This is a genomic window from Enterobacter hormaechei subsp. xiangfangensis (genome assembly GCF_001729785.1).
In the GTDB taxonomy this organism is placed as follows: Bacteria; Pseudomonadota; Gammaproteobacteria; order Enterobacterales; family Enterobacteriaceae; genus Enterobacter; species Enterobacter hormaechei_C.
Map to the genome: position 1 here is coordinate 4,068,132 of NZ_CP017183.1, position 22,278 is coordinate 4,090,409.

At 53.9% G+C, this 22,278-nt stretch carries 25 protein-coding genes and 2 tRNA genes; 7 read left to right on the top strand and 20 right to left on the bottom strand.

What is annotated here, in order from left to right; translation table 11 throughout:
• Positions 1-23 precede the first annotated feature (23 nt).
• Together rimP and BFV63_RS19395 are read right to left on the bottom strand one after the other, a co-directional pair.
• Positions 24-476: a ribosome maturation factor RimP gene (gene rimP, locus BFV63_RS19390; protein ID WP_014833432.1), complete on the bottom strand. Its 453-nt coding sequence runs from the start codon at positions 474-476 to the stop codon at positions 24-26.
• 207 nt (positions 477-683) lie between these two features.
• Positions 684-760: transfer RNA gene (locus BFV63_RS19395), tRNA-Met, on the bottom strand.
• Positions 761-1,046: 286 nt separating this feature from the next.
• Between BFV63_RS19395 and argG the strand changes: the two genes are divergently transcribed.
• Entirely contained in the window at positions 1,047-2,393 is a 1,347-nt protein-coding gene (gene argG / locus BFV63_RS19400; RefSeq protein WP_003861801.1) for an argininosuccinate synthase, read from the top strand.
• A gap of 188 nt (positions 2,394-2,581) precedes the next feature.
• Here the strand turns inward: argG and BFV63_RS19405 are convergent.
• From BFV63_RS19405 to rlmE, 6 genes are all read right to left on the bottom strand, one after another.
• Positions 2,582-2,668 (bottom strand) — tRNA-Leu (locus tag BFV63_RS19405).
• Between the two features lie 9 nt (positions 2,669-2,677).
• Complete coding sequence (secG, locus tag BFV63_RS19410) at positions 2,678-3,010, bottom strand: preprotein translocase subunit SecG (protein WP_003861803.1); 333 nt, start codon at positions 3,008-3,010, stop codon at positions 2,678-2,680.
• 222 nt (positions 3,011-3,232) lie between these two features.
• The gene (glmM, locus tag BFV63_RS19415) at positions 3,233-4,570 is read right to left on the bottom strand and encodes a phosphoglucosamine mutase (protein WP_003861804.1); all 1,338 of its coding nucleotides are present in this window, start codon (positions 4,568-4,570) and stop codon (positions 3,233-3,235) included.
• Positions 4,563-5,411 (bottom strand): dihydropteroate synthase, encoded by an 849-nt coding sequence (folP, locus tag BFV63_RS19420; protein WP_003861807.1) that lies wholly within the window; start codon positions 5,409-5,411, stop codon positions 4,563-4,565. The genes glmM and folP overlap by 8 nt, the downstream gene beginning before the upstream one ends.
• Positions 5,412-5,509: 98 nt before the next feature.
• On the bottom strand, positions 5,510-7,444 hold the full coding sequence (gene ftsH / locus BFV63_RS19425) for an ATP-dependent zinc metalloprotease FtsH (protein ID WP_003861810.1): 1,935 nt from the start codon (positions 7,442-7,444) through the stop codon (positions 5,510-5,512).
• Between the two features lie 102 nt (positions 7,445-7,546).
• Positions 7,547-8,173, bottom strand: a complete 627-nt coding sequence (gene rlmE, locus BFV63_RS19430) for a 23S rRNA (uridine(2552)-2'-O)-methyltransferase RlmE (RefSeq protein WP_003861812.1) — start codon at positions 8,171-8,173, stop codon at positions 7,547-7,549.
• Between the two features lie 127 nt (positions 8,174-8,300).
• On the opposite strand from rlmE, the gene yhbY reads away from it, so the two are divergent.
• Entirely contained in the window at positions 8,301-8,594 is a 294-nt protein-coding gene (gene yhbY / locus BFV63_RS19435; protein WP_003861814.1) for a ribosome assembly RNA-binding protein YhbY, read from the top strand.
• Between the two features lie 151 nt (positions 8,595-8,745).
• Here yhbY and greA read toward each other — a convergent pair whose 3' ends face one another.
• On the bottom strand, positions 8,746-9,222 hold the full coding sequence (greA, locus tag BFV63_RS19440) for a transcription elongation factor GreA (RefSeq protein ID WP_006812122.1): 477 nt from the start codon (positions 9,220-9,222) through the stop codon (positions 8,746-8,748).
• Positions 9,223-9,450: 228 nt separating this feature from the next.
• Between greA and dacB the strand changes: the two genes are divergently transcribed.
• From dacB to pmrB, 3 genes are read left to right on the top strand one after another with little or no spacing between them, the layout of a single operon-like run.
• The gene (dacB, locus tag BFV63_RS19445; protein ID WP_003861817.1) at positions 9,451-10,884 is read left to right on the top strand and encodes a serine-type D-Ala-D-Ala carboxypeptidase; all 1,434 of its coding nucleotides are present in this window, start codon (positions 9,451-9,453) and stop codon (positions 10,882-10,884) included.
• A 2-nt stretch (positions 10,885-10,886) separates the two neighbouring features.
• Positions 10,887-11,549: a two-component system response regulator PmrA gene (gene pmrA, locus BFV63_RS19450; protein ID WP_003861819.1), complete on the top strand. Its 663-nt coding sequence runs from the start codon at positions 10,887-10,889 to the stop codon at positions 11,547-11,549.
• Positions 11,546-12,589: a two-component system sensor histidine kinase PmrB gene (gene pmrB, locus BFV63_RS19455; protein ID WP_003861821.1), complete on the top strand. Its 1,044-nt coding sequence runs from the start codon at positions 11,546-11,548 to the stop codon at positions 12,587-12,589. Before pmrA ends, pmrB begins: the two co-directional genes overlap by 4 nt.
• A gap of 33 nt (positions 12,590-12,622) precedes the next feature.
• Here pmrB and cgtA read toward each other — a convergent pair whose 3' ends face one another.
• The 4 genes from cgtA to rplU form a co-directional block, all read right to left on the bottom strand.
• Positions 12,623-13,798 (bottom strand): Obg family GTPase CgtA, encoded by a 1,176-nt coding sequence (gene cgtA, locus BFV63_RS19460; protein WP_003861823.1) that lies wholly within the window; start codon positions 13,796-13,798, stop codon positions 12,623-12,625.
• A 15-nt stretch (positions 13,799-13,813) separates the two neighbouring features.
• Positions 13,814-14,779 carry a DMT family transporter gene (locus BFV63_RS19465; protein ID WP_003861826.1) on the bottom strand — a complete coding sequence of 322 codons (966 nt, stop codon included), beginning with the start codon at positions 14,777-14,779 and terminating at the stop codon, positions 13,814-13,816.
• A gap of 95 nt (positions 14,780-14,874) precedes the next feature.
• Positions 14,875-15,132, bottom strand: coding sequence for a 50S ribosomal protein L27 (rpmA, locus tag BFV63_RS19470; RefSeq protein ID WP_003861831.1), 258 nt, complete (start codon positions 15,130-15,132; stop codon positions 14,875-14,877).
• 19 nt (positions 15,133-15,151) lie between these two features.
• Entirely contained in the window at positions 15,152-15,463 is a 312-nt protein-coding gene (gene rplU / locus BFV63_RS19475; RefSeq protein WP_003025032.1) for a 50S ribosomal protein L21, read from the bottom strand.
• Between the two features lie 257 nt (positions 15,464-15,720).
• Between rplU and ispB the strand changes: the two genes are divergently transcribed.
• Positions 15,721-16,692, top strand: a complete 972-nt coding sequence (gene ispB / locus BFV63_RS19480; RefSeq protein ID WP_023314908.1) for an octaprenyl diphosphate synthase — start codon at positions 15,721-15,723, stop codon at positions 16,690-16,692.
• Positions 16,693-16,920: 228 nt separating this feature from the next.
• Positions 16,921-17,208 (top strand): DNA-binding transcriptional regulator SfsB, encoded by a 288-nt coding sequence (gene sfsB, locus BFV63_RS19485; protein WP_017382732.1) that lies wholly within the window; start codon positions 16,921-16,923, stop codon positions 17,206-17,208.
• A gap of 63 nt (positions 17,209-17,271) precedes the next feature.
• On the opposite strand, the gene murA is transcribed toward sfsB, so the two are convergent.
• The 7 genes from murA to mlaF all read right to left on the bottom strand — a co-directional run bounded on the left by murA (position 17,272) and on the right by mlaF (position 22,065).
• The gene (gene murA / locus BFV63_RS19490; RefSeq protein ID WP_006812128.1) at positions 17,272-18,531 is read right to left on the bottom strand and encodes a UDP-N-acetylglucosamine 1-carboxyvinyltransferase; all 1,260 of its coding nucleotides are present in this window, start codon (positions 18,529-18,531) and stop codon (positions 17,272-17,274) included.
• A gap of 50 nt (positions 18,532-18,581) precedes the next feature.
• The gene (gene ibaG, locus BFV63_RS19495; protein ID WP_003861840.1) at positions 18,582-18,836 is read right to left on the bottom strand and encodes a BolA family iron metabolism protein IbaG; all 255 of its coding nucleotides are present in this window, start codon (positions 18,834-18,836) and stop codon (positions 18,582-18,584) included.
• Between the two features lie 126 nt (positions 18,837-18,962).
• Positions 18,963-19,256 (bottom strand): lipid asymmetry maintenance protein MlaB, encoded by a 294-nt coding sequence (gene mlaB, locus BFV63_RS19500; RefSeq protein WP_003861843.1) that lies wholly within the window; start codon positions 19,254-19,256, stop codon positions 18,963-18,965.
• Positions 19,256-19,891 (bottom strand): phospholipid-binding protein MlaC, encoded by a 636-nt coding sequence (gene mlaC / locus BFV63_RS19505; protein ID WP_003861845.1) that lies wholly within the window; start codon positions 19,889-19,891, stop codon positions 19,256-19,258. The genes mlaB and mlaC overlap by 1 nt, the downstream gene beginning before the upstream one ends.
• An 18-nt stretch (positions 19,892-19,909) precedes the next feature.
• A complete protein-coding gene (gene mlaD / locus BFV63_RS19510; protein WP_048241926.1) occupies positions 19,910-20,458 on the bottom strand; it encodes an outer membrane lipid asymmetry maintenance protein MlaD in 549 nt (182 codons plus the stop codon).
• Positions 20,459-20,462: 4 nt separating this feature from the next.
• Positions 20,463-21,245, bottom strand: a complete 783-nt coding sequence (gene mlaE / locus BFV63_RS19515; protein WP_003861848.1) for a lipid asymmetry maintenance ABC transporter permease subunit MlaE — start codon at positions 21,243-21,245, stop codon at positions 20,463-20,465.
• A 7-nt stretch (positions 21,246-21,252) separates the two neighbouring features.
• Positions 21,253-22,065, bottom strand: coding sequence for a phospholipid ABC transporter ATP-binding protein MlaF (gene mlaF, locus BFV63_RS19520; RefSeq protein WP_003861850.1), 813 nt, complete (start codon positions 22,063-22,065; stop codon positions 21,253-21,255).
• Positions 22,066-22,278: the final 213 nt, after the last annotated feature.

The window sequence follows — 22,278 nt, forward strand, 5'->3', positions numbered from 1 at the left end:
GCTTTTCACCTCAATCCAGACTGTTAAAAGTGGGGAACCAGGTTCGCCTTCTGGATATTACTCAGCGCGAACACTTCATCTTTGCCTTCGACTGTCACCGTGATCATTTCACCATCAACGGCTTTGATAATTCCCTGCCATTTACGGCGGTTCTGTACGGCCATACGCAGAACGAGAGCCACTTCTTCACCGGTAAAGCGCACGTAGTGCTCGGCCGTGAACATCGGACGATCGAGGCCAGGTGAGGAAACTTCCAGGTTGTACGCAACGGTAATCGGATCTTCAACATCAAGAACCGCACTCACCTGGTGGCTGACATCAGCACAATCATCAACATTGATGCCATCTTCACTATCAATATAGATGCGCAGTGTGGATGTACGGCCGCGAACGAATTCGATGCCGACCAGTTCGTAGCCCAGTGCTTCGACCGGCGCAGTAATCATCTCTGTTAATTTTTGCTCTAATGTGGACAAGCCCACCCCCAAGACATAAAAAAAGGGCGTAAAGCCCAGTTATTCTGTAGTCAGATAACAAAAAACCCCGATAAATCGGGGCTTTAGATAACTGAACCCTATAGCCACAACTGTGGCCTGGAGCACTCTCCGAAAGCATTTTTTCAAATCCAGCTACGAAGGCTCTAAGTCTTCACAGTATATTTGAAAAAGAACTTTATGGGAAAGTGGTTGCGGGGGCCGGATTTGAACCGACGACCTTCGGGTTATGAGCCCGACGAGCTACCAGGCTGCTCCACCCCGCGCCTGAAACGTGGCAAATTCTACGCGTTTTGGACAGAATTTGCAAATAATGCTGGGATTTGGTACCGAAGACGGGACGTAAAATCGGCATTCAGTATATTGATAGTTGACCCCACCTGTCAACCCAACTTCGGCCAGGGCAATAAAAGGGAAATTTTTACAAAAAACGCACACGTCTCTTTCGGTCGTCGATAAAAGATGATTAAATGAATACTCACTTATTTTGCATAAACATGCATCGAGAGCGAAAGCGGTCTCTAATCAGTCAATCAAGCAGGGTTTTATTATATGACGACGATTCTCAAGCATCTCCCGGTAGGACAACGTATTGGCATCGCTTTTTCTGGCGGCCTGGATACCAGCGCTGCACTGCTGTGGATGCGCCAGAAGGGAGCGGTTCCTTATGCATATACTGCGAACCTGGGTCAGCCGGACGAGGAAGATTATGACGCGATCCCTCGTCGTGCCATGGAATATGGCGCAGAGAACGCACGTCTGATCGACTGCCGTAAGCAGCTGGTCGCCGAAGGGATTGCCGCGATCCAGTGCGGTGCTTTCCATAACACTACCGGCGGCCTGACCTATTTCAATACCACCCCGCTGGGTCGTGCCGTCACCGGCACTATGCTGGTCGCCGCCATGAAAGAAGATGGCGTGAACATCTGGGGGGACGGTAGCACCTATAAAGGCAACGATATTGAACGTTTCTATCGTTATGGCCTGCTGACCAACGCCGAGTTGCAGATCTACAAACCGTGGCTGGATACCGACTTCATCGACGAGCTGGGTGGCCGCCATGAAATGTCTGAGTTTATGATTGCCTGCGGCTTTGACTACAAGATGTCGGTTGAGAAAGCCTACTCAACCGACTCCAACATGCTGGGTGCGACGCATGAAGCGAAAGACCTGGAATTCCTGAATTCCAGCGTAAAAATTGTTAACCCGATCATGGGCGTGAAGTTCTGGGATGAGAACGTTAAGATCCCGGCGGAAGAAGTGGCCGTGCGTTTCGAACGTGGTCATCCGGTTGCCCTGAACGGTAAAACGTTCTCCGACGATGTTGAACTGATGCTGGAAGCAAACCGCATCGGCGGTCGTCACGGGCTGGGTATGAGCGATCAGATCGAAAACCGTATCATCGAAGCAAAAAGCCGCGGCATTTACGAAGCTCCAGGGATGGCGCTGCTGCACATCGCTTATGAGCGTCTGCTGACCGGTATTCACAACGAAGACACCATTGAGCAGTATCACGCTCATGGCCGTCAGCTGGGCAAACTGCTGTATCAGGGTCGCTGGTTTGATCCACAGGCGCTGATGCTGCGTGACGCCCTGCAACGTTGGGTGGCAAGCGCCATCACCGGCGAAGTGACCCTGGAACTGCGTCGCGGTAACGACTACTCCATCCTGAACACCGTGTCTGACAACCTGACCTATAAAGCAGAGCGTCTGACCATGGAGAAAGGTGAGTCAGTATTCTCTCCGGACGATCGTATTGGCCAGCTGACCATGCGTAACCTGGACATCACCGATACCCGTGAGAAGCTGTTCAACTATGTTGAGAATGGCCTGCTCTCCGCGAATTCCGGTAATGGTCTGCCGCAGGTTGAGAACCTGGAACACAGCGATAAGAAGTAATCGACAGCAAGACATGCAAAAGGCGCCCAATGGGCGCCTTTTTTGTGGTCTTCGTAGGCCCGGTAAGCGCAGCGCCACCGGGCAAAACGGCGGGTGGCGCTGCGCTTACCCGCCCTACAATAGATCGGAAACACAGAATATAGAGACGAAAAAAAAAGACGTCTTGCGACGTCTTTCTTCTGGAATATTGGTACCGAGGATGGGACTCGAACCCACAAGCCCGTTAGGGCACTACCACCTCAAGGTAGCGTGTCTACCAATTCCACCACCTCGGTACGGAATACTTACTGCGGGATATCGCTGGTTGGCTTAGCCGGTGCAGCTGGCTGAGTTTGCTCAGTTTTTGCTGGCGCGCTCAGATTTTCCCACTCGCTTCCTTTACTGGTCTTGTTGCTGTTGATATTGCCCAGCACCAGACTGATAATGAAGAACAGCGTAGCCAGAATCGCCGTCGTGCGGGTCATGAAGTTCGCAGAACCACTTGAACCGAACAGCGTACCGGAAGCGCCTGCTCCGAAGGAGGCTCCCATATCAGCGCCTTTACCTTGCTGTAGCATAATCAGCGCTACGAGAGCGATGGCTACAATAAGGAAAATAACTAAAAGAGCTTCGTACATAATCAACCTGTTCCTTGCGGATTTGCCGCATACCAATGCTTCGACCAATTAGCAGGATTTTGTTTCCCACTGAAGCGGGTGTGAATACTAACCAAAGCGAATCACCTTCGCAAGGGCATTTTCGAGGCATTGTATCAACTGCGGAAAAAAACAGCAAAAAGCCATTAATTGTTTAAAACAAAGGCGGCAAACGCCGCCTTTTTAAACACTTATTCTGAAAGATTATGCAGCTTTGACTGCATCCGCAATGCGGTGCGCAAATTCAGTCACCTGCGCTTCGTCTTCGCCTTCCACCATCACGCGGATCAGCGGCTCGGTACCCGACTTACGCAGCAGGACGCGCCCACGGCTGCCAAGCGTCGCTTCCACCTCTGCCATCACCGCTTTCACGTTATCATTTTCCAGCGGGTCACCTTTACCCGCGGTGAAACGCACGTTGACCAGGATCTGCGGGAACATTTTCATGCCGCTGCACAGATCGTGCAGGCTCATATGGTTACGCGCCATCGCGGCAACAACCTGAAGCGCCGCCACAATGCCGTCACCGGTGGTGGTTTTATCGAGCAGGATCACGTGGCCGGAGTTTTCCGCGCCAATACGCCAGCCTTTCTCCTGGAGTTTTTCCAGCACGTAGCGGTCACCCACCTTCGCACGAACAAACGGGATGCCCAGCTGTTTCAGCGCCAGTTCCAGACCCATATTGCTCATCAAAGTGCCCACCGCGCCACCGCGCAGTTGCCCCTGACGCAGGCCTTCACGCGCAATGATGTAGAGGATCTGATCGCCATCGACCTTGTTACCTTCGTGATCAACCATGATCACACGGTCACCATCGCCATCCAGGGCAATACCCAGATCGGCCTTTTCAGCCAGGACACGCGCTTGCAAGGCACGCACGTCTGTCGCGCCAACTTCTTCGTTGATGTTCAGACCGTCCGGCTCGCAGCCGATAGTGATCACTTTCGCACCCAGCTCGCGGAACACATTCGGCGCAATGTGGTAAGTCGCACCGTTGGCACAGTCCACCACAATTTTGAGGTGTGCCAGGCTCAGCTCATTCGGGAAAGTGCCTTTGCAGAATTCAATGTAGCGGCCTGCGGCATCGACAATACGGTTTGCTTTACCCAGCTCAGCGGAGTCAACACAGGTGATCTCTTTTTCCATTTCCGCTTCAATCGCCTCTTCCACGTCATCCGGCAGTTTGGTGCCGTCGATGGAGAAGAATTTGATACCGTTGTCATAGAACGGGTTATGGGAAGCGGAAATAACGATGCCCGCTTCCGCACGGAAGGTGCGGGTCAGATAGGCAACAGCAGGAGTTGGCATTGGCCCCGTAAAGGAAGCTGAAAGCCCCGCCGCCGCCAGCCCGGCTTCCAGCGCGGATTCCAGCATATAACCCGAAATACGGGTATCTTTACCAATAATGATCTTACGGGAGCCATGACGCGCCAGCACTTTCCCCGCTGCCCAGCCCAGCTTCAGGACAAAGTCAGGGGTAATTGGCGCATCGCCTACGCGCCCACGGATGCCATCGGTACCAAAATATTTACGATTACTCATAGCGTTTGTTTTCCTTCGCTGCCAGTGTGGCTTCCACCACACGCATGGCTTCTACTGTTTCTTTTACGTCATGGACGCGAATGATGTGTGCACCTTGCATCGCGGCAATCACCGCGCAGGCCAGACTGCCGCTCAGACGTTCGCTCGGCCCGACATTCAACAACTGACCAATCATCGATTTTCTCGACATTCCCACCAGCAGTGGCAGGCCGAACTGATGAAACTCTGATAAGCGCGCAAGCAACGCGTAATTGTGTGAGAGATTTTTACCGAAACCGAAGCCCGGGTCGAGCAGCAATTTCTCTTTTGCGATACCCGCACGTTCACAGCGTTCGATATGCTCAATAAAGAAGCGGGTGACGTCGGCAAACACGTCTTCATATTTTGGCGCCTCCTGCATTGTCTTAGGCTGGCCCTGCATATGCATCAGACACACCGGTAGCCCGGTTTCTGCGGCGGCTTCAATCGCGCCCGGCTCGGTCAGCGAGCGGATATCATTGATAATGTGAGCGCCCACTCTCGCCACTTCACGGATCACTTCGGGTTTGGAGGTATCAACAGAGATCCACACTTCAAAGCGCCGTGCGATAGCCTCCACCACCGGCACCACGCGCGCCAGCTCTTCTTCCACCGAAACCTCCGCCGCGCCAGGCCGCGTTGACTCCCCTCCAACGTCAATGATGGTGGCACCCGCGTTAATCATTAAATTCGCGTGTTTAACCGCGTCGATAAGCGAATTATGCGTGCCGCCGTCAGAGAAGGAATCAGGCGTGACATTCAGGATCCCCATCACATGGGGATGTGAAAGGTCGAGATGCGAGTCCTGGGCGAATAGTTTCATGGTGAAGTCCCTGGGATTAATGTGGTTAAACAGATAAGAAAAACCCCGGAGCAAGCTCCAGGGTTTGAGATACAGACAAACGCTTCAACAGCAGTGACTTACTTGTCGCCTAACTGCTCTGACATGGTGTTGCCCGGGTTTGGCGTACGCGGTTCATCGACCGGACGCGGCGCACGCGGGGTGCCATTGTTGTCAGAATTGTTAGACGCGCCTGGGTCTTCCCAGCCTGCCGGCGGACGCACTTCGCGGCGCGCCATCAGGTCGTCAATCTGTGGTGCATCGATGGTCTCATATTTCATGAGCGCATCTTTCATCGAATGCAGGATGTCCATATTGTCGTTCAGGATCTGACGGGCGCGAGCGTAGTTACGTTCAATCAGCGCTTTCACTTCCTGGTCGATGATACGTGCCGTTTCATCGGACATATGTTTCGCTTTTGCCACGGAGCGGCCCAGGAACACCTCGCCCTCTTCCTCTGCATACAGCAGCGGACCGAGTTTGTCGGAGAAGCCCCACTGAGTCACCATGTTACGCGCCAGGTTTGTCGCCACTTTAATATCGTTCGACGCACCGGTGGAAACATGTTCCGCACCGTAGATAATCTCTTCAGCCAGACGACCGCCGTACAGGGTTGAAATCTGGCTTTCCAGCTTCTGACGGCTGGCGCTGATCGCGTCGCCTTCAGGCAGGAAGAAGGTCACACCCAGCGCACGACCGCGTGGAATGATCGTCACCTTGTGTACCGGATCGTGTTCCGGCACCAGACGACCGATAATCGCGTGGCCCGCTTCGTGATATGCCGTGGACTCTTTCTGCGCTTCCGTCATCACCATGGAGCGACGTTCCGCACCCATCATGATTTTGTCTTTCGCTTTTTCAAATTCCACCATGGACACCACGCGCTTGTTACCGCGAGCGGCAAACAGGGCTGCTTCGTTGACCAGGTTAGCCAGATCCGCACCGGAGAAGCCTGGAGTACCACGCGCGATGATTGCCGCGTCGATATCTGGCGCCAGCGGTACGCGACGCATATGCACTTTCAGAATCTGTTCACGACCGCGAACATCCGGCAGACCAACCACAACCTGGCGGTCGAAACGGCCTGGACGCAGCAGCGCAGGGTCAAGTACGTCCGGACGGTTAGTTGCCGCGATAACGATGATACCTTCGTTACCTTCGAAGCCGTCCATCTCAACCAGCATCTGGTTCAGCGTCTGCTCACGTTCATCGTGACCACCACCCAGGCCTGCGCCACGCTGGCGGCCTACGGCGTCGATTTCATCGATGAAGATGATGCACGGTGCTGCCTTCTTAGCCTGCTCGAACATGTCACGCACACGAGATGCACCGACACCCACGAACATTTCAACGAAGTCAGAACCTGAAATAGTAAAGAACGGCACCTTCGCTTCACCCGCGATGGCTTTTGCCAGCAGGGTTTTACCGGTACCCGGAGGGCCGACCATCAGGACGCCTTTCGGGATCTTACCGCCCAGTTTCTGGAAACGGCTCGGCTCGCGTAGGTATTCAACCAGTTCACCCACCTCTTCTTTTGCTTCGTCACAACCTGCTACGTCAGCAAACGTGGTCTTGATCTGGTCTTCCGTCAGCATACGCGCCTTGCTCTTACCGAACGACATGGCACCTTTGCCACCACCGCCCTGCATCTGGCGCATAAAGAAGATCCAGACGCCGATAAGAAGCAGCATCGGGAACCAGGAAATGAAGATAGAAGCCAGCAGGCTTGGTTCTTCCGGCGGCTCGCCTACCACTTTGACGTTTTTGGTCAGAAGGTTATCAAGCAGCTTAGGATCGTTCACCGGGATGTAAGTCGTGTAACGGTTACTATCTTTCTTGGTAACGTTGATCTCACGTCCGTTGATACGCGCTTCGCGAACCTGGTCCTGATTGACCTCTTGCAGGAAGGTAGAATAATCCACCTTGCGGCCATTCGACTCGCTGGGCCCAAAGCTCTGGAATACTGACATCAGCACAACGGCAATGACCAGCCAGAGTATTAGGTTTTTCGCCATGTCACTCAAGGGATTAACCTCATATTACAACTGTGTTAAAAACAGCGTCAGGATACTCTATATCCAGTTTCATTCAAACTTTCGCCTGAAATCTACCGGTTATCATTTTCGCCCGGTCGCTACAATATACACTTCACGGGAACGGGCCCGGGAAGAGTCCGGCTTACGAACTTTGACCTTCGCAAACAGGGAGCGAATTTCCTTAAGATACTCCTCGAAACCTTCGCCCTGAAACACCTTCACAACAAAACTACCACCAGGCGCTAGTACATCACGACACATTTCTAACGCTAGTTCCACCAGATACATGGCGCGGGGGATATCCACCGCCGGTGTTCCACACATATTTGGCGCCATATCCGACATGACAACCTGGACCTTACTGTCACCTACACGATCAAGTAATGCTTTCAGCACTAATTCATCACGAAAGTCGCCCTGAAGGAAGTCGACACCGACGATGGGATCCATTGGTAAAAGATCGCATGCGATGATTCGGCCCGTTCCGCCGATCTGCGTAACCGCATACTGGGACCATCCGCCAGGTGCCGCACCGAGGTCGACCACCGTCATTCCCGGTTTAAAAAGTTTGTCACTTTGCTGTATTTCATCAAGTTTAAACCAGGCGCGGGAACGCAACCCCTTTTTCTGCGCCTGTTGAACATATTTATCGCTAAAGTGTTCCTGAAGCCAGCGGCTGGAGCTGGCAGAACGCTTTTTACCTGTCATTTAACATTTCCGTCCTGGTTCATCGTTGCTTGCCTGTGACGTAAATTTCTACGCAGCTATTTGGCGATATTAGGGAGATGGCGGTAGAATGAACCGTTTTCAATCCCAACGTAAGCAAAAATATACGATGAATCTGAGTACTAAACAAAAACAGCACCTTAAAGGTCTGGCACATCCGCTCAAGCCTGTAGTGATGCTTGGCAACAATGGTTTGACCGAAGGGGTGCTTGCCGAGATTGAACAAGCGCTGGAACACCACGAGCTGATCAAGGTGAAAATCGCCTCTGAAGACAGAGACACTAAAAACCTGATCGTGGAAGCCATCGTGCGCGAAACCGGCGCCTGTAATGTACAGGTCATCGGTAAAACGCTGGTGCTCTATCGCCCATCTAAAGAGCGCAAAATCTCGCTGCCACGTTAAGGATATCCTGAATCGAACACATTTTCTGTGTGAAACGAGGGATTTCTTTCAGCAGGCGAGCAAAATGCCATGCTCCGTGAGTTGATAAAAGGCCGCTATGCGGCCTTTTTCTTTTCTTTACAATGTATCAACATCTTAGTAGAGAAGCGAATTACAGATATTCAACCTTAATAATTTCGTATTCCACTTCACCACCAGGGGTGCGGATGGTGACCACATCGTCCTGCTCTTTGCCAATCAGGCCACGAGCAATTGGCGAGTTCACCGAAATCAGGTTCTGTTTGAAGTCCGCTTCATCATCACCCACGATGCGATAGGTCTGCTCTTCGTCGTTGTCCAGATTCAGGACGCTGACGGTAGAACCGAAGATAACACGGCCATTATTTGGCATTTTGGTGATATCAATAACCTGCGCGTTAGACAGTTTCGCCTCGATATCTTTAATGCGCCCCTCACAGAAACCCTGCTGCTCACGCGCCGCGTGGTATTCAGCATTCTCTTTCAGGTCGCCATGCTCACGCGCTTCCGCGATAGCGGCGATGATTTCAGGGCGACGCACGGATTTCAGAAAATCCAGCTCTTCGCGCAGTTTTTCGGCACCACGTAAGGTCATCGGAATAGCTTGCATTTGTTATACCTCTTAAACATTCCTGTTGGGAGCAGTGTTCCCTGCTCCAGCCCACCTGAACAGGCCAGAAGCAAAAAGAAAACCGACCCGGGAGCAACGCCCCAGGTCAGCAGCAATTTTTCAATTTGATACGCATTTTACAGCGAAGTTCACTATGGGTCATCGTTTACTTTACAGTGCCATGCACCGTAGTATGACGGTTTGTTTTCGGGTTGTTAGCGCGAGATTATGCGATTTTCCAGTTTTATCATCGGATTGACTACCAGTATAACGTTCACCGTTCAGGCCGCGAATGTTGATGAGTACATTAATCAACTGCCCGCCGGCGCGAACCTTGCCCTGATGGTGCAGAAGGTTGGCGCGCAGGCTCCCGAGATTGACTATCACAGTCAACAGATGGCGCTGCCTGCCAGTACCCAGAAGGTGATCACCGCCCTCGCCGCTCTGCTCCAGCTCGGGCCTGACTTCCGTTTTACTACCACCCTTGAAACCAGAGGTAACGTTGAGGGTGGCGAACTGAAAGGCGATCTTATCGCCCGTTTTGGTGGCGATCCCACCTTTAAGCGCCAGGATGTCCGCAACATGGTGGCGGTACTGAAAAAATCCGGCGTAACAAAAATTGATGGCAACGTGCTGATCGACACCTCCATTTTCGCCAGCCACGATAAAGCGCCTGGCTGGCCATGGAACGACATGACGCAGTGTTTTAGCGCCCCGCCAGCCGCCGCCATCGTTGACCGTAACTGCTTCTCCGTATCGCTTTACAGCGCGCCAAAACCAAATGACTTAGCGTTTATCCGCGTGGCGTCTTACTACCCGGTCACGATGTTCAGCCAGGTGCGGACGCTGGCGAAAGGCTCCCCGGAGGCACAGTATTGCGAGCTGGACGTGGTACCGGGCGATCTCAACCGCTATACGCTCACCGGCTGCCTGACCCAGCGGGCCGATCCACTCCCGCTGGCCTTTGCCATTCAGGATGGCGCAGGTTATGCCGGTGCCATTTTTAAAGATGAACTGAAGCAGGCGGGCATAACCTACACCGGAACGCTGCTGCGCCAGACGCAGGTGAATGAGCCAGGCACGGTGATTGCCAGCAAACAGTCCGCGCCACTGCATGATTTGCTTAAGATTATGCTGAAAAAGTCGGATAACATGATTGCCGACACGGTATTTCGCATGATCGGGCACGCGCGCTTTGGTGTGCCGGGCACCTGGCGGGCCGGTTCTGATGCCGTACGTCAGATCCTGCGCCAGCAGGCGGGTATCGATCTGGGCAATACGATCGCCGTTGATGGTTCCGGTTTATCGCGTCATAACCTGATCTCGCCGGCCACCATGATGCAGGTGTTGCAGTACATTGCTCAGCATGACGCTGAGCTAAACTTTATTACGATGCTGCCGCTTGCCGGACACGACGGCTCTCTTCAGTACCGCGCGGGCCTTCACGCTGCGGGCGTGGATGGCAAAGTTTCAGCCAAAACGGGTTCCCTGCAAGGCGTTTACAACCTTGCCGGTTTCATCACGACCGCCAGCGGACAACGCATGGCATTTGTGCAGTATCTTTCCGGCTATGCCGTCGAACCGGCTGACCAGCGCAATCGCCGTATTCCACTGGTACGTTTCGAAAGCAGGCTCTATAAGGACATCTACCAGAATAACTAGCGATGAAACTACTGATAGTTGAAGACGATCTGTTATTGCAGGAAGGGTTAGCGCTGGCGCTGGGCAATGAGGGCTACGCCCTGGATTGTGCCGCCACGGCCGCTGAAGCAGATGCCCTGATCCAGAGCGGTGAATACAGCCTGGTGATCCTGGATTTGGGACTGCCGGATAAAGACGGCGCGACGCTGCTCTGCCAGTGGCGTCGTCGCGGAGTGGAGAATCCCGTATTGATTCTCACCGCCCGCGATGCCATTGAAGACAGAATTAACGGGCTTGATTCTGGCGCTGACGATTATCTGGTAAAACCCTTCGCCCTTGCCGAGCTACAGGCTCGCGTACGGGCGTTGATCCGCCGCTATCAGGGCCACAGCGACAACCTGCTGACGGACGGGGATATTACCCTCAATCTGCAAACTCAGCAGGTGCTGCGCCAGTCTCAGCCTGTGGAAGTGACCCCAAAAGAGTTCGCTCTGCTGACGCGCCTGATCATGCGCAGCGGGCAGACCGTGCACCGTGAAACGCTGCAACAGGACATCTACTCCTGGCAGGACGATCCAGGATCAAACACGCTTGAAGTTCATATTCATAATCTGCGCCGCAAGCTCGGTAAAGATCGCATCAAAACCGTACGCGGCGTGGGTTACCGTCTGGAGAGCCAGAAATGAACAGTATGCGCCGGCGATTAATGGTGTTGCTGGCGGTTATTCTGCTATTTTTTCAACTCATTAGCGTAGTCTGGCTGTGGCATGAGAGCCGCGAGCAGATCGGTTTTCTGGTGAACGAAACGTTGTCCGCTAAAGCACGCAACAACCATGTCGAAAAAGAGATCCGCGAAGCCATTGCCTCCCTGCTGGTCCCTTCACTGGTGATGGTCGGTTTTACCCTGCTCTTCTCATTCTGGGCAGTCACATGGATCACCCGACCACTCAACAAACTTCGCGCCAGCCTTGCGAACCGTTCGGCGGATAATCTGACTCCCCTGCCGATGTATTCTGATATGGAAGAGATAGGCGCAGTAACCACGTCCCTCAACCAACTCCTCGCCCGGCTGGACCACACTATTCAACAGGAACGCCTGTTTACCGCCGATGCGGCACACGAGTTACGTACGCCGCTGGCGGGGATTAGGCTCCATCTGGAACTGATGGCTCAGTCCGGTTCCCCGCAGGCCACGCCACTGATAAACCGGATCGATCAGCTGATGCACACGGTGGAACAGCTGCTGATGCTGGCGCGTGCCGGACAGGCGATGGCCAGCGGCCATTACGATACCGTGAACTGGACTGAGTCGATCATTGCTCCGCTTAGCCTGGAGCATGAAGCCAAAGAGCATACGGTATTATGGCCGGCCCACAGCACGCTGACGGTACAGGGGGACGCCGTCCTGTTACGTCTGATGCTAAGGAACCTTCTGGAGAATGCCGCCCGTTACAGCCCGGCAGGCACAACCATTGAAGTGGCATTAACAGCGACGGAGGGGGGTACCCGGGTGAGCGTTACCGATCAGGGGCCGGGTATTGATGAGGCGCACCGCCAGTCGATCACCGAACCTTTCCGACGTCTCGACCAGCGCTACGGCGGCAGCGGCCTTGGGCTGAGCATCGTACAGCGTATCGTACAGCTCCATCATGGTCATTTAACGCTGGAGAACGGCGCTGAGGGCGGCCTCATCGCCAGCTGTTGGTTACCGACGAAAATAGGATAAAAAAAAGCCCCGTTAAGGGGCTTTATACAGGGGTTAGTGCTTGTAGATGAACTCGACGCCTTCTTCGTCGTCTTCATCCCAGTCATCGTCCCAGTCTTCATCATCTTCTTCCGCTTCCAGCTCTTCGAGCTGCTGGCGGTGGTAGTCATCCCACATGAATTCGACTTTTTCAGGCTGTTTCGCCTCTTCTGCCTGAACAACCGGATTCTCGATGATAAAGGTCATCACATCCCAGCAGAGATCTTTCACGCCAACCTGGCTGGCGGCAGAGATCAGATAGTACTTATCTTCCCAACCCATCGCTTCGGCAATCGCTTTAGCTTTCGCTTCAGCTTCCGCTTTGTCCATCAGGTCGATCTTGTTGAATACCAGCCAGCGCGGTTTTTGCGCCAGTTTTTCACTGTATTTCTCCAGCTCGCCGATAATGATACGAGCGTTTTCAACCGGATCGGAACCGTCGATTGGATCGATGTCGATGAGGTGCAACAGTACGCGGCAACGCTCAAGGTGCTTCAGGAAGCGAATACCCAGACCGGCGCCTTCTGCAGCCCCTTCAATCAGACCCGGGATGTCAGCGACCACGAAGCTCTTCTCGTTATCCATACGGACAACGCCCAGGCTCGGTACCAGCGTCGTAAACGGATAATCTGCCACTTTTGGTTTCGCCGCAGAGACCGCACGGATAAACGTCGATTTACCGGCGTTTGGCATGCCCAGCATCCCCACATCCGCCAGCAGCATCAGTTCCAGTTGCAGGTCGCGCTTATCACCCGGGGTACCCATGGTTTTCTGACGCGGGGTACGGTTAACGGACGATTTGAAACGGCTGTTACCCAGACCGTGCCAGCCGCCTTTCGCCACCATCAGGCGCTGACCGTGTTTGGTCATATCACCCATGGTTTCGCCCGTACCCTGATCGATGACACGCGTACCCACCGGCACTTTGATCGTCACGTCTTTACCGCGTTTACCGGTACAGTCGCGGCTCTGGCCGTTCTGGCCACGCTCGGCGCGGAAAGATTTTTCGAAACGGTAGTCGATCAGCGTGTTGAGGTTTTCATCCGCCTCCAGCCACACGTCGCCACCGTCCCCACCGTCACCGCCGTCAGGACCGCCACGAGGAATATATTTTTCACGGCGGAAGCTTACACAACCGTTACCGCCATCACCTGCCACGACCAGGATCGTCGCTTCATCAACAAACTTCATTTTACTCTCCGTAACTCATTCGCCTGAGCGGGGGACTATTACAACCGCTTCATTTTTGCGCCAACGCCCCCAGAGACGATGACCAATGGCGGAATACATCGCGCCCGCAACCACGACAAACGCACCGAGATAACCCAACAGGTTGAGCATCGGCTTGACGAAGACATCGGGCCAGGCCATTGATAATAAATCTGAAAATAACAGCGTAAACAGCGGGGTAAGCGTGATTAAGGCGCTCACCTGTGCTGCCTGCCAGCGCGCCATGGCTTCAGCCAGCGCGCCATAACCGACCAGCGTATTCAGCCCACAAAAAATGAGGCACGCCAGTTGCCAGTCGCTGAGCTGGGTAATTACACCCGGCTTCGCTAAAGGCAATAATGCCAGTGTACACAAAGTGTACAGCAAAAAGAGGATCTGCTGTGAGGCAAGACGGCGCAATAACACCTTTTGCGCGACGCCATAACTCACCCAGACCGTTGCTGCGCCCACCCCAAAAATGACACCCCAGGTGTAATCCGTCAGGCGGGTAAAAATCTCAATCAGGCTGGTGTTAAAGAACATCACCAGCCCGCAAAGCAGCATACTTGCCCCGATGATCTGCGTGCCGCGCATCTTCTCCTTGAGGATGAATACGCTGGCGACCATCATGCCGACCGGTGAAAGCTGACCAATCACCTGCGACGCTGTAGGGCTAAGATATTGCAGGGAAGAGCTGAACAGAATGAAGTTACCGAACAGACCGCCCGTCGCGATAGCCAGTAACACCAGCCAACGCGGTTTTCGAAAGATGCGCAGCGGTGGCAGCTTACCTTTGACGGCCAGAATGGCGCCCAGGCCTATGCTTGCCATCAGGAAGCGATAAAACACCACCGTCGGTGGCTCCATGACTTCCAGTACCTGCTTCATTGCAATTGGCAGCGCACCCCAGCACATTGCGGTAGTGAGCGCCAAAAGAATACCAATGCCGGCCTGCTGCTTCATGCCCGTTTTCCCTACAGAAAATTTTCCGGGTTTCCAATGTAAAAAGCCCCGCAACACGTTGCGGGGCTTTAATCCGTTACCGGACCGAGAAAACCTTACTCAGCAACGATGCTGATGTATTTACGGTTGTTCGGGCCTTTAACTTCAAATTTCACTTTACCGTCTGCTTTAGCAAACAGAGTGTGGTCACGACCGCAACCTACGTTGGTACCCGCGTGGAACTTGGTGCCACGCTGACGAACGATGATGCTACCCGCCAGAACGGATTCGCCACCGAAACGCTTAACGCCCAGGCGTTTAGCTTCTGAATCGCGACCGTTACGTGTGGAGCCGCCAGCCTTTTTATGTGCCATTTAAATCTCTCCTCAGGTCTTAGGCGCTGATGCCAGTAATTTTCACATCAGTGAACCACTGACGGTGGCCCTGCTGCTTACGATAGTGTTTACGACGACGAAACTTAACGATTTTAACTTTCTCGCCACGACCGTGAGCAACAACTTCAGCTTTGATAACGCCGCCATCAACGAAAGGAACGCCGATTTTGACTTCTTCACCGTTTGCGATCATCAGAACTTCAGCGAACTCAACAGATTCGCCAGTTGCGATGTCCAGCTTTTCCAGGCGAACGGTCTGACCTTCGCTTACTCGGTGTTGTTTACCACCACTTTGGAAAACCGCGTACATATAAACTCCGCTTCCGCGCACATCCTCGTATGATTCAGAGTGCGCTATAAATATTCACAATAGGGCGCGAATATTACGCAAAATGCGAGCCTTTGACAAGTGCTACCATCAATACATGAAGAAAAAAAACACAACACGTACGGTAACGTTTATCTGAGCCGTTTTTTCAGTACAATCAGCAATACTATTTATAAACCGAAACCCTTTGTGTACCCATCTCGTGTGGGATAAACAGGATAAAAAGCCCGGCTTTTGCGATGAATTTAGAAAAAATCAATGAGTTAACCGCGCAAGATATGGCGGGTGTGAATGCAGCAATCCTGGAGCAACTCAACTCTGACGTTCAGCTGATCAATCAGTTGGGCTATTACATCGTCAGCGGCGGCGGTAAACGTATTCGTCCGATGATTGCCATTCTGGCCGCACGCGCGGTTGGCTATCAGGGAAATGCCCATGTCACGATCGCGGCGCTGATCGAATTTATCCACACCGCCACCCTGCTTCACGACGATGTTGTGGATGAATCAGACATGCGTCGTGGCAAAGCCACCGCCAACGCCGCGTTTGGTAATGCGGCAAGCGTTCTGGTAGGCGATTTTATCTATACCCGAGCCTTCCAGATGATGACCAGCCTTGGCTCGCTGAAGGTGCTGGAAGTGATGTCAGAAGCCGTGAACGTTATCGCTGAAGGTGAAGTCCTACAGCTGATGAACGTCAACGACCCGGACATCACCGAAGAAAACTATATGCGGGTGATTTACAGCAAGACCGCACGTCTGTTCGAAGCCGCCGCGCAGTGCTCTGGCATTCTGGCTGGCTGTAGCGAAGCGGAGGAAAAAGGCCTTCAGGACTATGGCCGTTACCTCGGCACCGCGTTCCAGTTGATTGATGATTTGCTGGACTACAGCGCGGATGGCGAAACGCTCGGTAAAAACGTCGGCGATGACCTGAACGAAGGCAAGCCAACGCTGCCGCTGCTCCACGCGATGCGCAATGGTACACCAGAGCAGGCGAAAATGATCCGGGAGGCTATCGAGCAGGGAAATGGACGCCATCTTCTGGAACCGGTACTGGAAACAATGGCAATCTGCGGCTCCCTGGAATGGACGCGTCAGCGCGCTGAAGAAGAAGCGGACAAAGCCATTGCCGCTATTCAGATCATTCCCGACAGCCCATGGCGTGATGCGCTAATCGGCCTCGCGCACATCGCCGTCCAGCGCGACCGTTAATCCCTCATCATCTCCCTGCCCCTACGCAGGGAGACTCCAGTACGCTCCAGTAAATTACATTTACGCGTAAGCCCATCGGGTTACAGGCCGTATGTATAAAGCCGTGCCTTATTCTGAATATTGCTTCTCGTAACATGAACTTTTTAGAACAGATGTTCGAAGTGAGTATAGTAATGCTGTCTTTTCACACGAAACGACGTGGACGATAACGAACACAAGGACAGCATTATGGATACAAAATTCATCGACTGGCATTCTGCTGACATTATTGCGGCACTGCGTAAAAAAGGAACTTCGCTGGCTGCCGAATCACGTCGTCATGGGCTGAGCTCGTCGACGCTGGCAAACGCCCTGACCCGCCCATGGCCGAAGGGGGAACTGATTATCGCGACGGCGCTGGATACGCATCCGTGGGTGATATGGCCGTCACGCTACCACGATCCCATCACCCATGAATTTATCGACAGAACGCGCATGATGCGCCAGAGCAAAACGAAGAAAGCGCATCAGGACTGATGCACCAGAATTGACAAGAACAGCAATCCCCCGGCCTGTTCTGGCAGGGGGGTGCCGGAATGATTACTCGCCCTTCACACGCTCGATATTTGCACCCAGCGCGCGCAGTTTATCCTCAATACGCTCGTAACCACGATCGATGTGGTAGATACGATCGACAACGGTAGTCCCTTCCGCAATACAACCTGCCAGTACGAGGCTCGCAGATGCGCGCAGATCGGTCGCCATCACCTGCGCACCGGACAGTTTTTCAACGCCGTGGCAAATTACCGTGTTGCTTTCAATCTCAGCATGCGCACCCATACGGATCAGTTCCGGTACGTGCATAAAACGGTTTTCGAAGATGGTTTCCGTGATGAAACCCGTGCCTTCGGCCACCAGGTTCAACAGCGTGAACTGTGCCTGCATATCCGTCGGGAATGCCGGATGTGGCGCAGTACGCACGTTAACGGCTTTAGGACGCTGCCCGTGCATATCCAGGCTGATCCAGTCTTCACCGATTTCAATGTCCGCACCCGCATCGCGCAGCTTCGCCAGCACCGCATCCAGGGTATCCGGCTGGGCGTTACGGCAGACAATCTTACCGCCAGAAATGGCCGCGGCCACCAGGAAAGTGCCGGTTTCGATACGGTCTGGCAGTACGCGATACACACCGCCACCCAGACGTTCAACGCCTTCGATGGTGATACGGTCTGTGCCCTGCCCGCTGATCTTCGCTCCCAGCGCGACCAGGAAGTTTGCAGTATCCACGATCTCCGGCTCACGGGCGGCGTTTTCGATGATGGTAGTGCCTTCTGCCAGCGTAGCAGCCGACATGATGGTGACCGTTGCGCCCACGCTCACTTTGTCCATGACAATGTGCGCGCCTTTCAGACGACCATTGACGGATGCTTTAACGTAACCCTCTTCCAGCTTGATCTCCGCGCCGAGTTTTTCCAGGCCGAAGATATGCAGGTCAACGGGACGCGCGCCGATAGCGCATCCGCCAGGCAGTGAAACCTGTCCCTGACCGAAACGCGCCACCAGCGGACCAAGCGCCCAGATGGACGCACGCATGGTTTTCACCAGCTCATACGGCGCTGAGAAGTTGTTCACGTTGCTGGCATCGATCCAGACGGAACCGTTACGCTCCACTTTGGTGCCCAACTGGCCGAGCAACTTCATGGTCGTGTCGATATCTTTCAGCTTCGGTACGTTCTGGATCTCTACCGGCTCTTCTGCGAGCAGCGCAGCGAAAAGAATGGGCAGCGCGGCGTTTTTAGCGCCAGAAATTGTGACTTCGCCCTGGAGACGCGTAGGTCCCTGTACACGAAATTTATCCATCGTTTGCTCTCTTATAAATTCAACCGTGCTGCGGGCGTTTCGCCCTCAGCTCAAAAACCGTTTAGTTTGCGATCGCGTGCCCACTCCTGTGGGGTGAACGCTTTAATCGACAGGGCGTGGATGCGGTTATCCGCAATGTATTCCATCAGCGGCGCGTACACAGCCTGCTGTTTCTTCACGCGACTCATTCCGTCGAACATCTCACCCACAGCAATAACCTGGAAGTGACTGCCATCGCCAGAGACGTGGGCTTCCTGAAGGGAGAGTGCATTCATCAGCACAGTCTGGATTTCATTATTTTCCATGGGGTCTACATCATCTGATAGTGAAAACAAGCCCAACATCTTAGAGCAAAGTGGCGCGGTCTTAAACAAGCAAAAAGCCCCGACGCGTAAACTGTCGGGGCTTTCAGAAGTAACGTACTGAAAAAATTAGCGAGGTAATACGTCTTCGGGCAAATTGTAAAGCTGTGCAAGGGTAATCACGTTATCGCTTACCCCCGTCAGGGTGACGCTACTCCCCTGCTTTTTGCCCGTGGCCACCAGGTGCGCCAGCAGGGCGATACCGGCGGTATCTACCCGCGTGACGCCATGGAGATCAATCAGCGTCACGCCCTGCATCGCGTTATGGCGAGCGTCCCACAGCGGGTTAAGCAGATCCTGATCCAGCTCTCCCGTCAGCGTCAACGTCTCGCCGTCACGCGCCCAGCTAAGCTGCTGTGACATTACTTCTTCTCGTCCAGGGTAATTTTCTGACGAGAGATGGACTGAAGCTGAGCCGTCAGGCCATCAATGCCTTTAGTGCGCAGCAGATCGCTCCACTCGTTCTGTTTAGTGGTGATCATGCTGACGCCTTCAGCGATCATGTCGTACGCCTGCCAGTTTCCGGTCTGACTGTTTTTACGCCACTGGAAGTCCAGACGAACCGGTGGACGACCGTTTGGATCGATAATCGTCACGCGAATAGGAATGATAGTGGCATCGCCCAGCGGTTGTTCAGGGGCAATCTGATAGGTCTGCCCGTGATACATCGCCAGCGCCTGGCCGTAAGCCTGTTTCAGGTATTCACGGAACGCCGCAAAGTAAGCCTCGCGCTGCGCCGGGGTCGCGTCTTTGTAGTAACGGCCCAGCACCAGTGCGCCCGCGTACTTGATCTGCACATACGGCAGCAGCTCCTGATCCACCACATCACGTAGATAATCAGGGTTAGAACGGATTTTTGGCTGTTCGTTTTTAAGACGGTCGAAGGTTTTCTTCGCGGCCTCATTCATCAGTTTGTACGGGTTACTCTGATCCGCAGCGTGCGCCGCGGTAAGAGGGGCAATGACCAGCATGGCAACCATTAACAGTCGTTTAAACATGAATAACTTCTCCTGAAATTAATTCGTCGCGCCTGGCGTCGGTTCGACGTTGGTGTGGTCTTCACTCTGCGCAGGGGCATCGTCAGACTTTTTATCACCCCCTTTACTGTTGTAAAGGAACTGACCAATCATATCTTCCAGCACCATCGCTGACTTGGTATCCTGGATTACGCTACCGTCTTTAAGGATAGTCGTTCCCAGCTCAGGATCTTCAAAACCAACGTTAAGGGCCAGATATTGCTCCCCCAGCAGGCCAGAGGTGCGGATAGAAAGCGAGCTGGTGTCCGGAATGTGGTTATAGCGCTCTTCGATATCCATCGCGACGCGCGGCAGATAGGTTTTCTCATCAAGCGTAATGTCGGCGACACGTCCGATAACGACGCCACCAATACGCACCGGTGAGCGCGCTTTCAGGCCGCCGATGTTATCGAAAGTCGCGTAGATACGGTACGTCGGCTCGGCGCGAACAGAGGTGATGTCCGCCGCTCGCAGGCAGATGAACAGCGCGGCCAGCAGCGCCAGAAGCAGAAACACGCCAACCCAAATTTCATTTTTTCTCGTTTGCATGAACTCAATTCCCAAACATCAGTGCGGTGAGCACAAAATCCAGACCTAAAACGGCCAGCGACGAATGTACGACAGTACGCGTCGTTGCACGGCTAATGCCCGCCGACGTCGGAATGGCATCGTAACCATTAAACAACGCAATCCAGGTAACCGTCACAGCGAAAACCACGCTCTTGATCAGACAGTTCACCAGATCCATCCGCAGATCGATGGCGTCCTGCATGGCAGACCAGAAGAATCCGGCATCAATGCCTTTCCAGTTAACGCCAACCAGCGCGCCTCCCCAGATACCTACCGCCACAAAGAGGATAGTCAGTAACGGCAAGGAGATAACCCCGGCCCAGAAGCGCGGCGAGATCACCCGACGCAGCGGATCGACTGCCATCATCTCCATACTGGAGAGCTGCTCGGTGGCGCGCATCAGGCCAATTTCCGCCGTCAACGCTGACCCGGCACGCCCGGCGAACAGCAGCGCGGCAACCACCGGCCCGAGTTCACGCAGCAGCGAGAGCGCCACCAGCATGCCAAGGCTGGTTTCCGCGCTGTAGGTTGTCAGTACCAGATACCCCTGCAACCCCAGCACCATGCCAATAAACAGACCCGACACGATGATGATAAGCATCGACAGCACGCCGACGTTATAAAGCTGCCGCACCAGTAACGGCGCATGCTTGCGGAACTCCGGTTTGCCGACCAGCGCGTTGAACAACATTAATCCGGCACGCCCGAACGTACTGATGGTTTTTAGGCCACGGTGTCCAAGACCCGCCAACGCATTTAACAGCATGAGTGGCTTAACTCCCTATTCCCAGTAAATCGTCATGATAGTCGCCCGCCGGATAGCGGAAAGGCACCGGCCCATCTGCGATACCGTCCAGGAACTGCCGCACGCGCGGATCGCCATTCTCCTGCAACGCCTGGGCGCTGCCGTGGGCGACGATCTTTTTGTCAGCCACAATATAGGCGTAATCAGCAATGCTCAGCACTTCCGGCACGTCGTGGGAAACCACCACGCAGGTGACGCCAAGGGCGCTGTTCAGCTCCGAAATTAACTTCACCAGCACGCCCATGGTGATGGGGTCCTGCCCGACGAACGGTTCATCGAACATGATTAAATCGGGTTCCAGGGCAATAGCACGCGCCAGCGCGGCGCGGCGCGCCATCCCACCCGAGAGTTCGGACGGCATGAGTTTCGCAGCCCCCCGCAGCCCCACGGCTTCAAGCTTCATCATCACCGTGCTGTGCAACAGCGCAGGAGGAAGATGGGTGTGCTCACGCAGCGGATAGGCCACGTTGTCAAAAACGTTCATATCGGTGAACAGCGCACCCGACTGAAAGAGCATGCTCATCCGTTTGCGAACCGTGTAGAGGCGCGAGCGAGACATCGCCGGGACGTTTTCGCCGTCGAAGAGAATTTCGCCGCTGTCAGGGGGGATTTGCCCGCCGATAAGACGCAGCAACGTGGTTTTACCGATCCCTGACGGCCCCATGATGGCGGTGATTTTACCGCGCGGCACGGTCAGCGAAATATCATCAAATATTAACCGGTTGCCGCGAGAAAAACTGACGCCCCGGACATCGACTATATTCGCCATCGTTTGGCTCATTTATGGTTCCTTACTTACCTTGCTTCACGGCTGGCATGAAGCGTAAATCAGCCCTAAACCCCGCATTTTTACAGAATATTCACTATTGGGGTTAGCGAAAGCTGGCATTTGTTTTACTTTTCCGGCGCATAAAGTCAAAATTAGGAATTCGTCACGTCTCAGACTTCATCTGGCGCTAAAATTCGTGCGCAGTGGACCAGCGAGTATACCTGA

Bases quoted from the DNA above. Each gene is read 5' to 3' on its own strand.
- murA (WP_006812128.1), bottom strand. From the start codon at position 18,531: ATGGATAAATTTCGTGTACAGGGACCTACGCGTCTCCAGGGCGAAGTC.
- mlaB (WP_003861843.1), bottom strand. From the start codon at position 19,256: ATGTCACAGCAGCTTAGCTGGGCGCGTGACGGCGAGACGTTGACGCTG.
- argG (WP_003861801.1), top strand. From the start codon at position 1,047: ATGACGACGATTCTCAAGCATCTCCCGGTAGGACAACGTATTGGCATC.
- ftsH (WP_003861810.1), bottom strand. From the start codon at position 7,444: ATGGCGAAAAACCTAATACTCTGGCTGGTCATTGCCGTTGTGCTGATG.
- pmrB (WP_003861821.1), top strand. From the start codon at position 11,546: ATGAACAGTATGCGCCGGCGATTAATGGTGTTGCTGGCGGTTATTCTG.
- glmM (WP_003861804.1), bottom strand. From the start codon at position 4,570: ATGAGTAATCGTAAATATTTTGGTACCGATGGCATCCGTGGGCGCGTA.
- pmrA (WP_003861819.1), top strand. From the start codon at position 10,887: ATGAAACTACTGATAGTTGAAGACGATCTGTTATTGCAGGAAGGGTTA.
- mlaF (WP_003861850.1), bottom strand. From the start codon at position 22,065: ATGAGCCAAACGATGGCGAATATAGTCGATGTCCGGGGCGTCAGTTTT.
- mlaE (WP_003861848.1), bottom strand. From the start codon at position 21,245: ATGCTGTTAAATGCGTTGGCGGGTCTTGGACACCGTGGCCTAAAAACC.
- sfsB (WP_017382732.1), top strand. From the start codon at position 16,921: ATGGATACAAAATTCATCGACTGGCATTCTGCTGACATTATTGCGGCA.
- secG (WP_003861803.1), bottom strand. From the start codon at position 3,010: ATGTACGAAGCTCTTTTAGTTATTTTCCTTATTGTAGCCATCGCTCTC.
- greA (WP_006812122.1), bottom strand. From the start codon at position 9,222: ATGCAAGCTATTCCGATGACCTTACGTGGTGCCGAAAAACTGCGCGAA.
- mlaD (WP_048241926.1), bottom strand. From the start codon at position 20,458: ATGCAAACGAGAAAAAATGAAATTTGGGTTGGCGTGTTTCTGCTTCTG.
- rlmE (WP_003861812.1), bottom strand. From the start codon at position 8,173: ATGACAGGTAAAAAGCGTTCTGCCAGCTCCAGCCGCTGGCTTCAGGAA.
- mlaC (WP_003861845.1), bottom strand. From the start codon at position 19,891: ATGTTTAAACGACTGTTAATGGTTGCCATGCTGGTCATTGCCCCTCTT.
- BFV63_RS19465 (WP_003861826.1), bottom strand. From the start codon at position 14,779: ATGAAGCAGCAGGCCGGCATTGGTATTCTTTTGGCGCTCACTACCGCA.
- yhbY (WP_003861814.1), top strand. From the start codon at position 8,301: ATGAATCTGAGTACTAAACAAAAACAGCACCTTAAAGGTCTGGCACAT.
- folP (WP_003861807.1), bottom strand. From the start codon at position 5,411: ATGAAACTATTCGCCCAGGACTCGCATCTCGACCTTTCACATCCCCAT.
- dacB (WP_003861817.1), top strand. From the start codon at position 9,451: ATGCGATTTTCCAGTTTTATCATCGGATTGACTACCAGTATAACGTTC.
- ibaG (WP_003861840.1), bottom strand. From the start codon at position 18,836: ATGGAAAATAATGAAATCCAGACTGTGCTGATGAATGCACTCTCCCTT.
- ispB (WP_023314908.1), top strand. From the start codon at position 15,721: ATGAATTTAGAAAAAATCAATGAGTTAACCGCGCAAGATATGGCGGGT.
- cgtA (WP_003861823.1), bottom strand. From the start codon at position 13,798: ATGAAGTTTGTTGATGAAGCGACGATCCTGGTCGTGGCAGGTGATGGC.
- rplU (WP_003025032.1), bottom strand. From the start codon at position 15,463: ATGTACGCGGTTTTCCAAAGTGGTGGTAAACAACACCGAGTAAGCGAA.
- rpmA (WP_003861831.1), bottom strand. From the start codon at position 15,132: ATGGCACATAAAAAGGCTGGCGGCTCCACACGTAACGGTCGCGATTCA.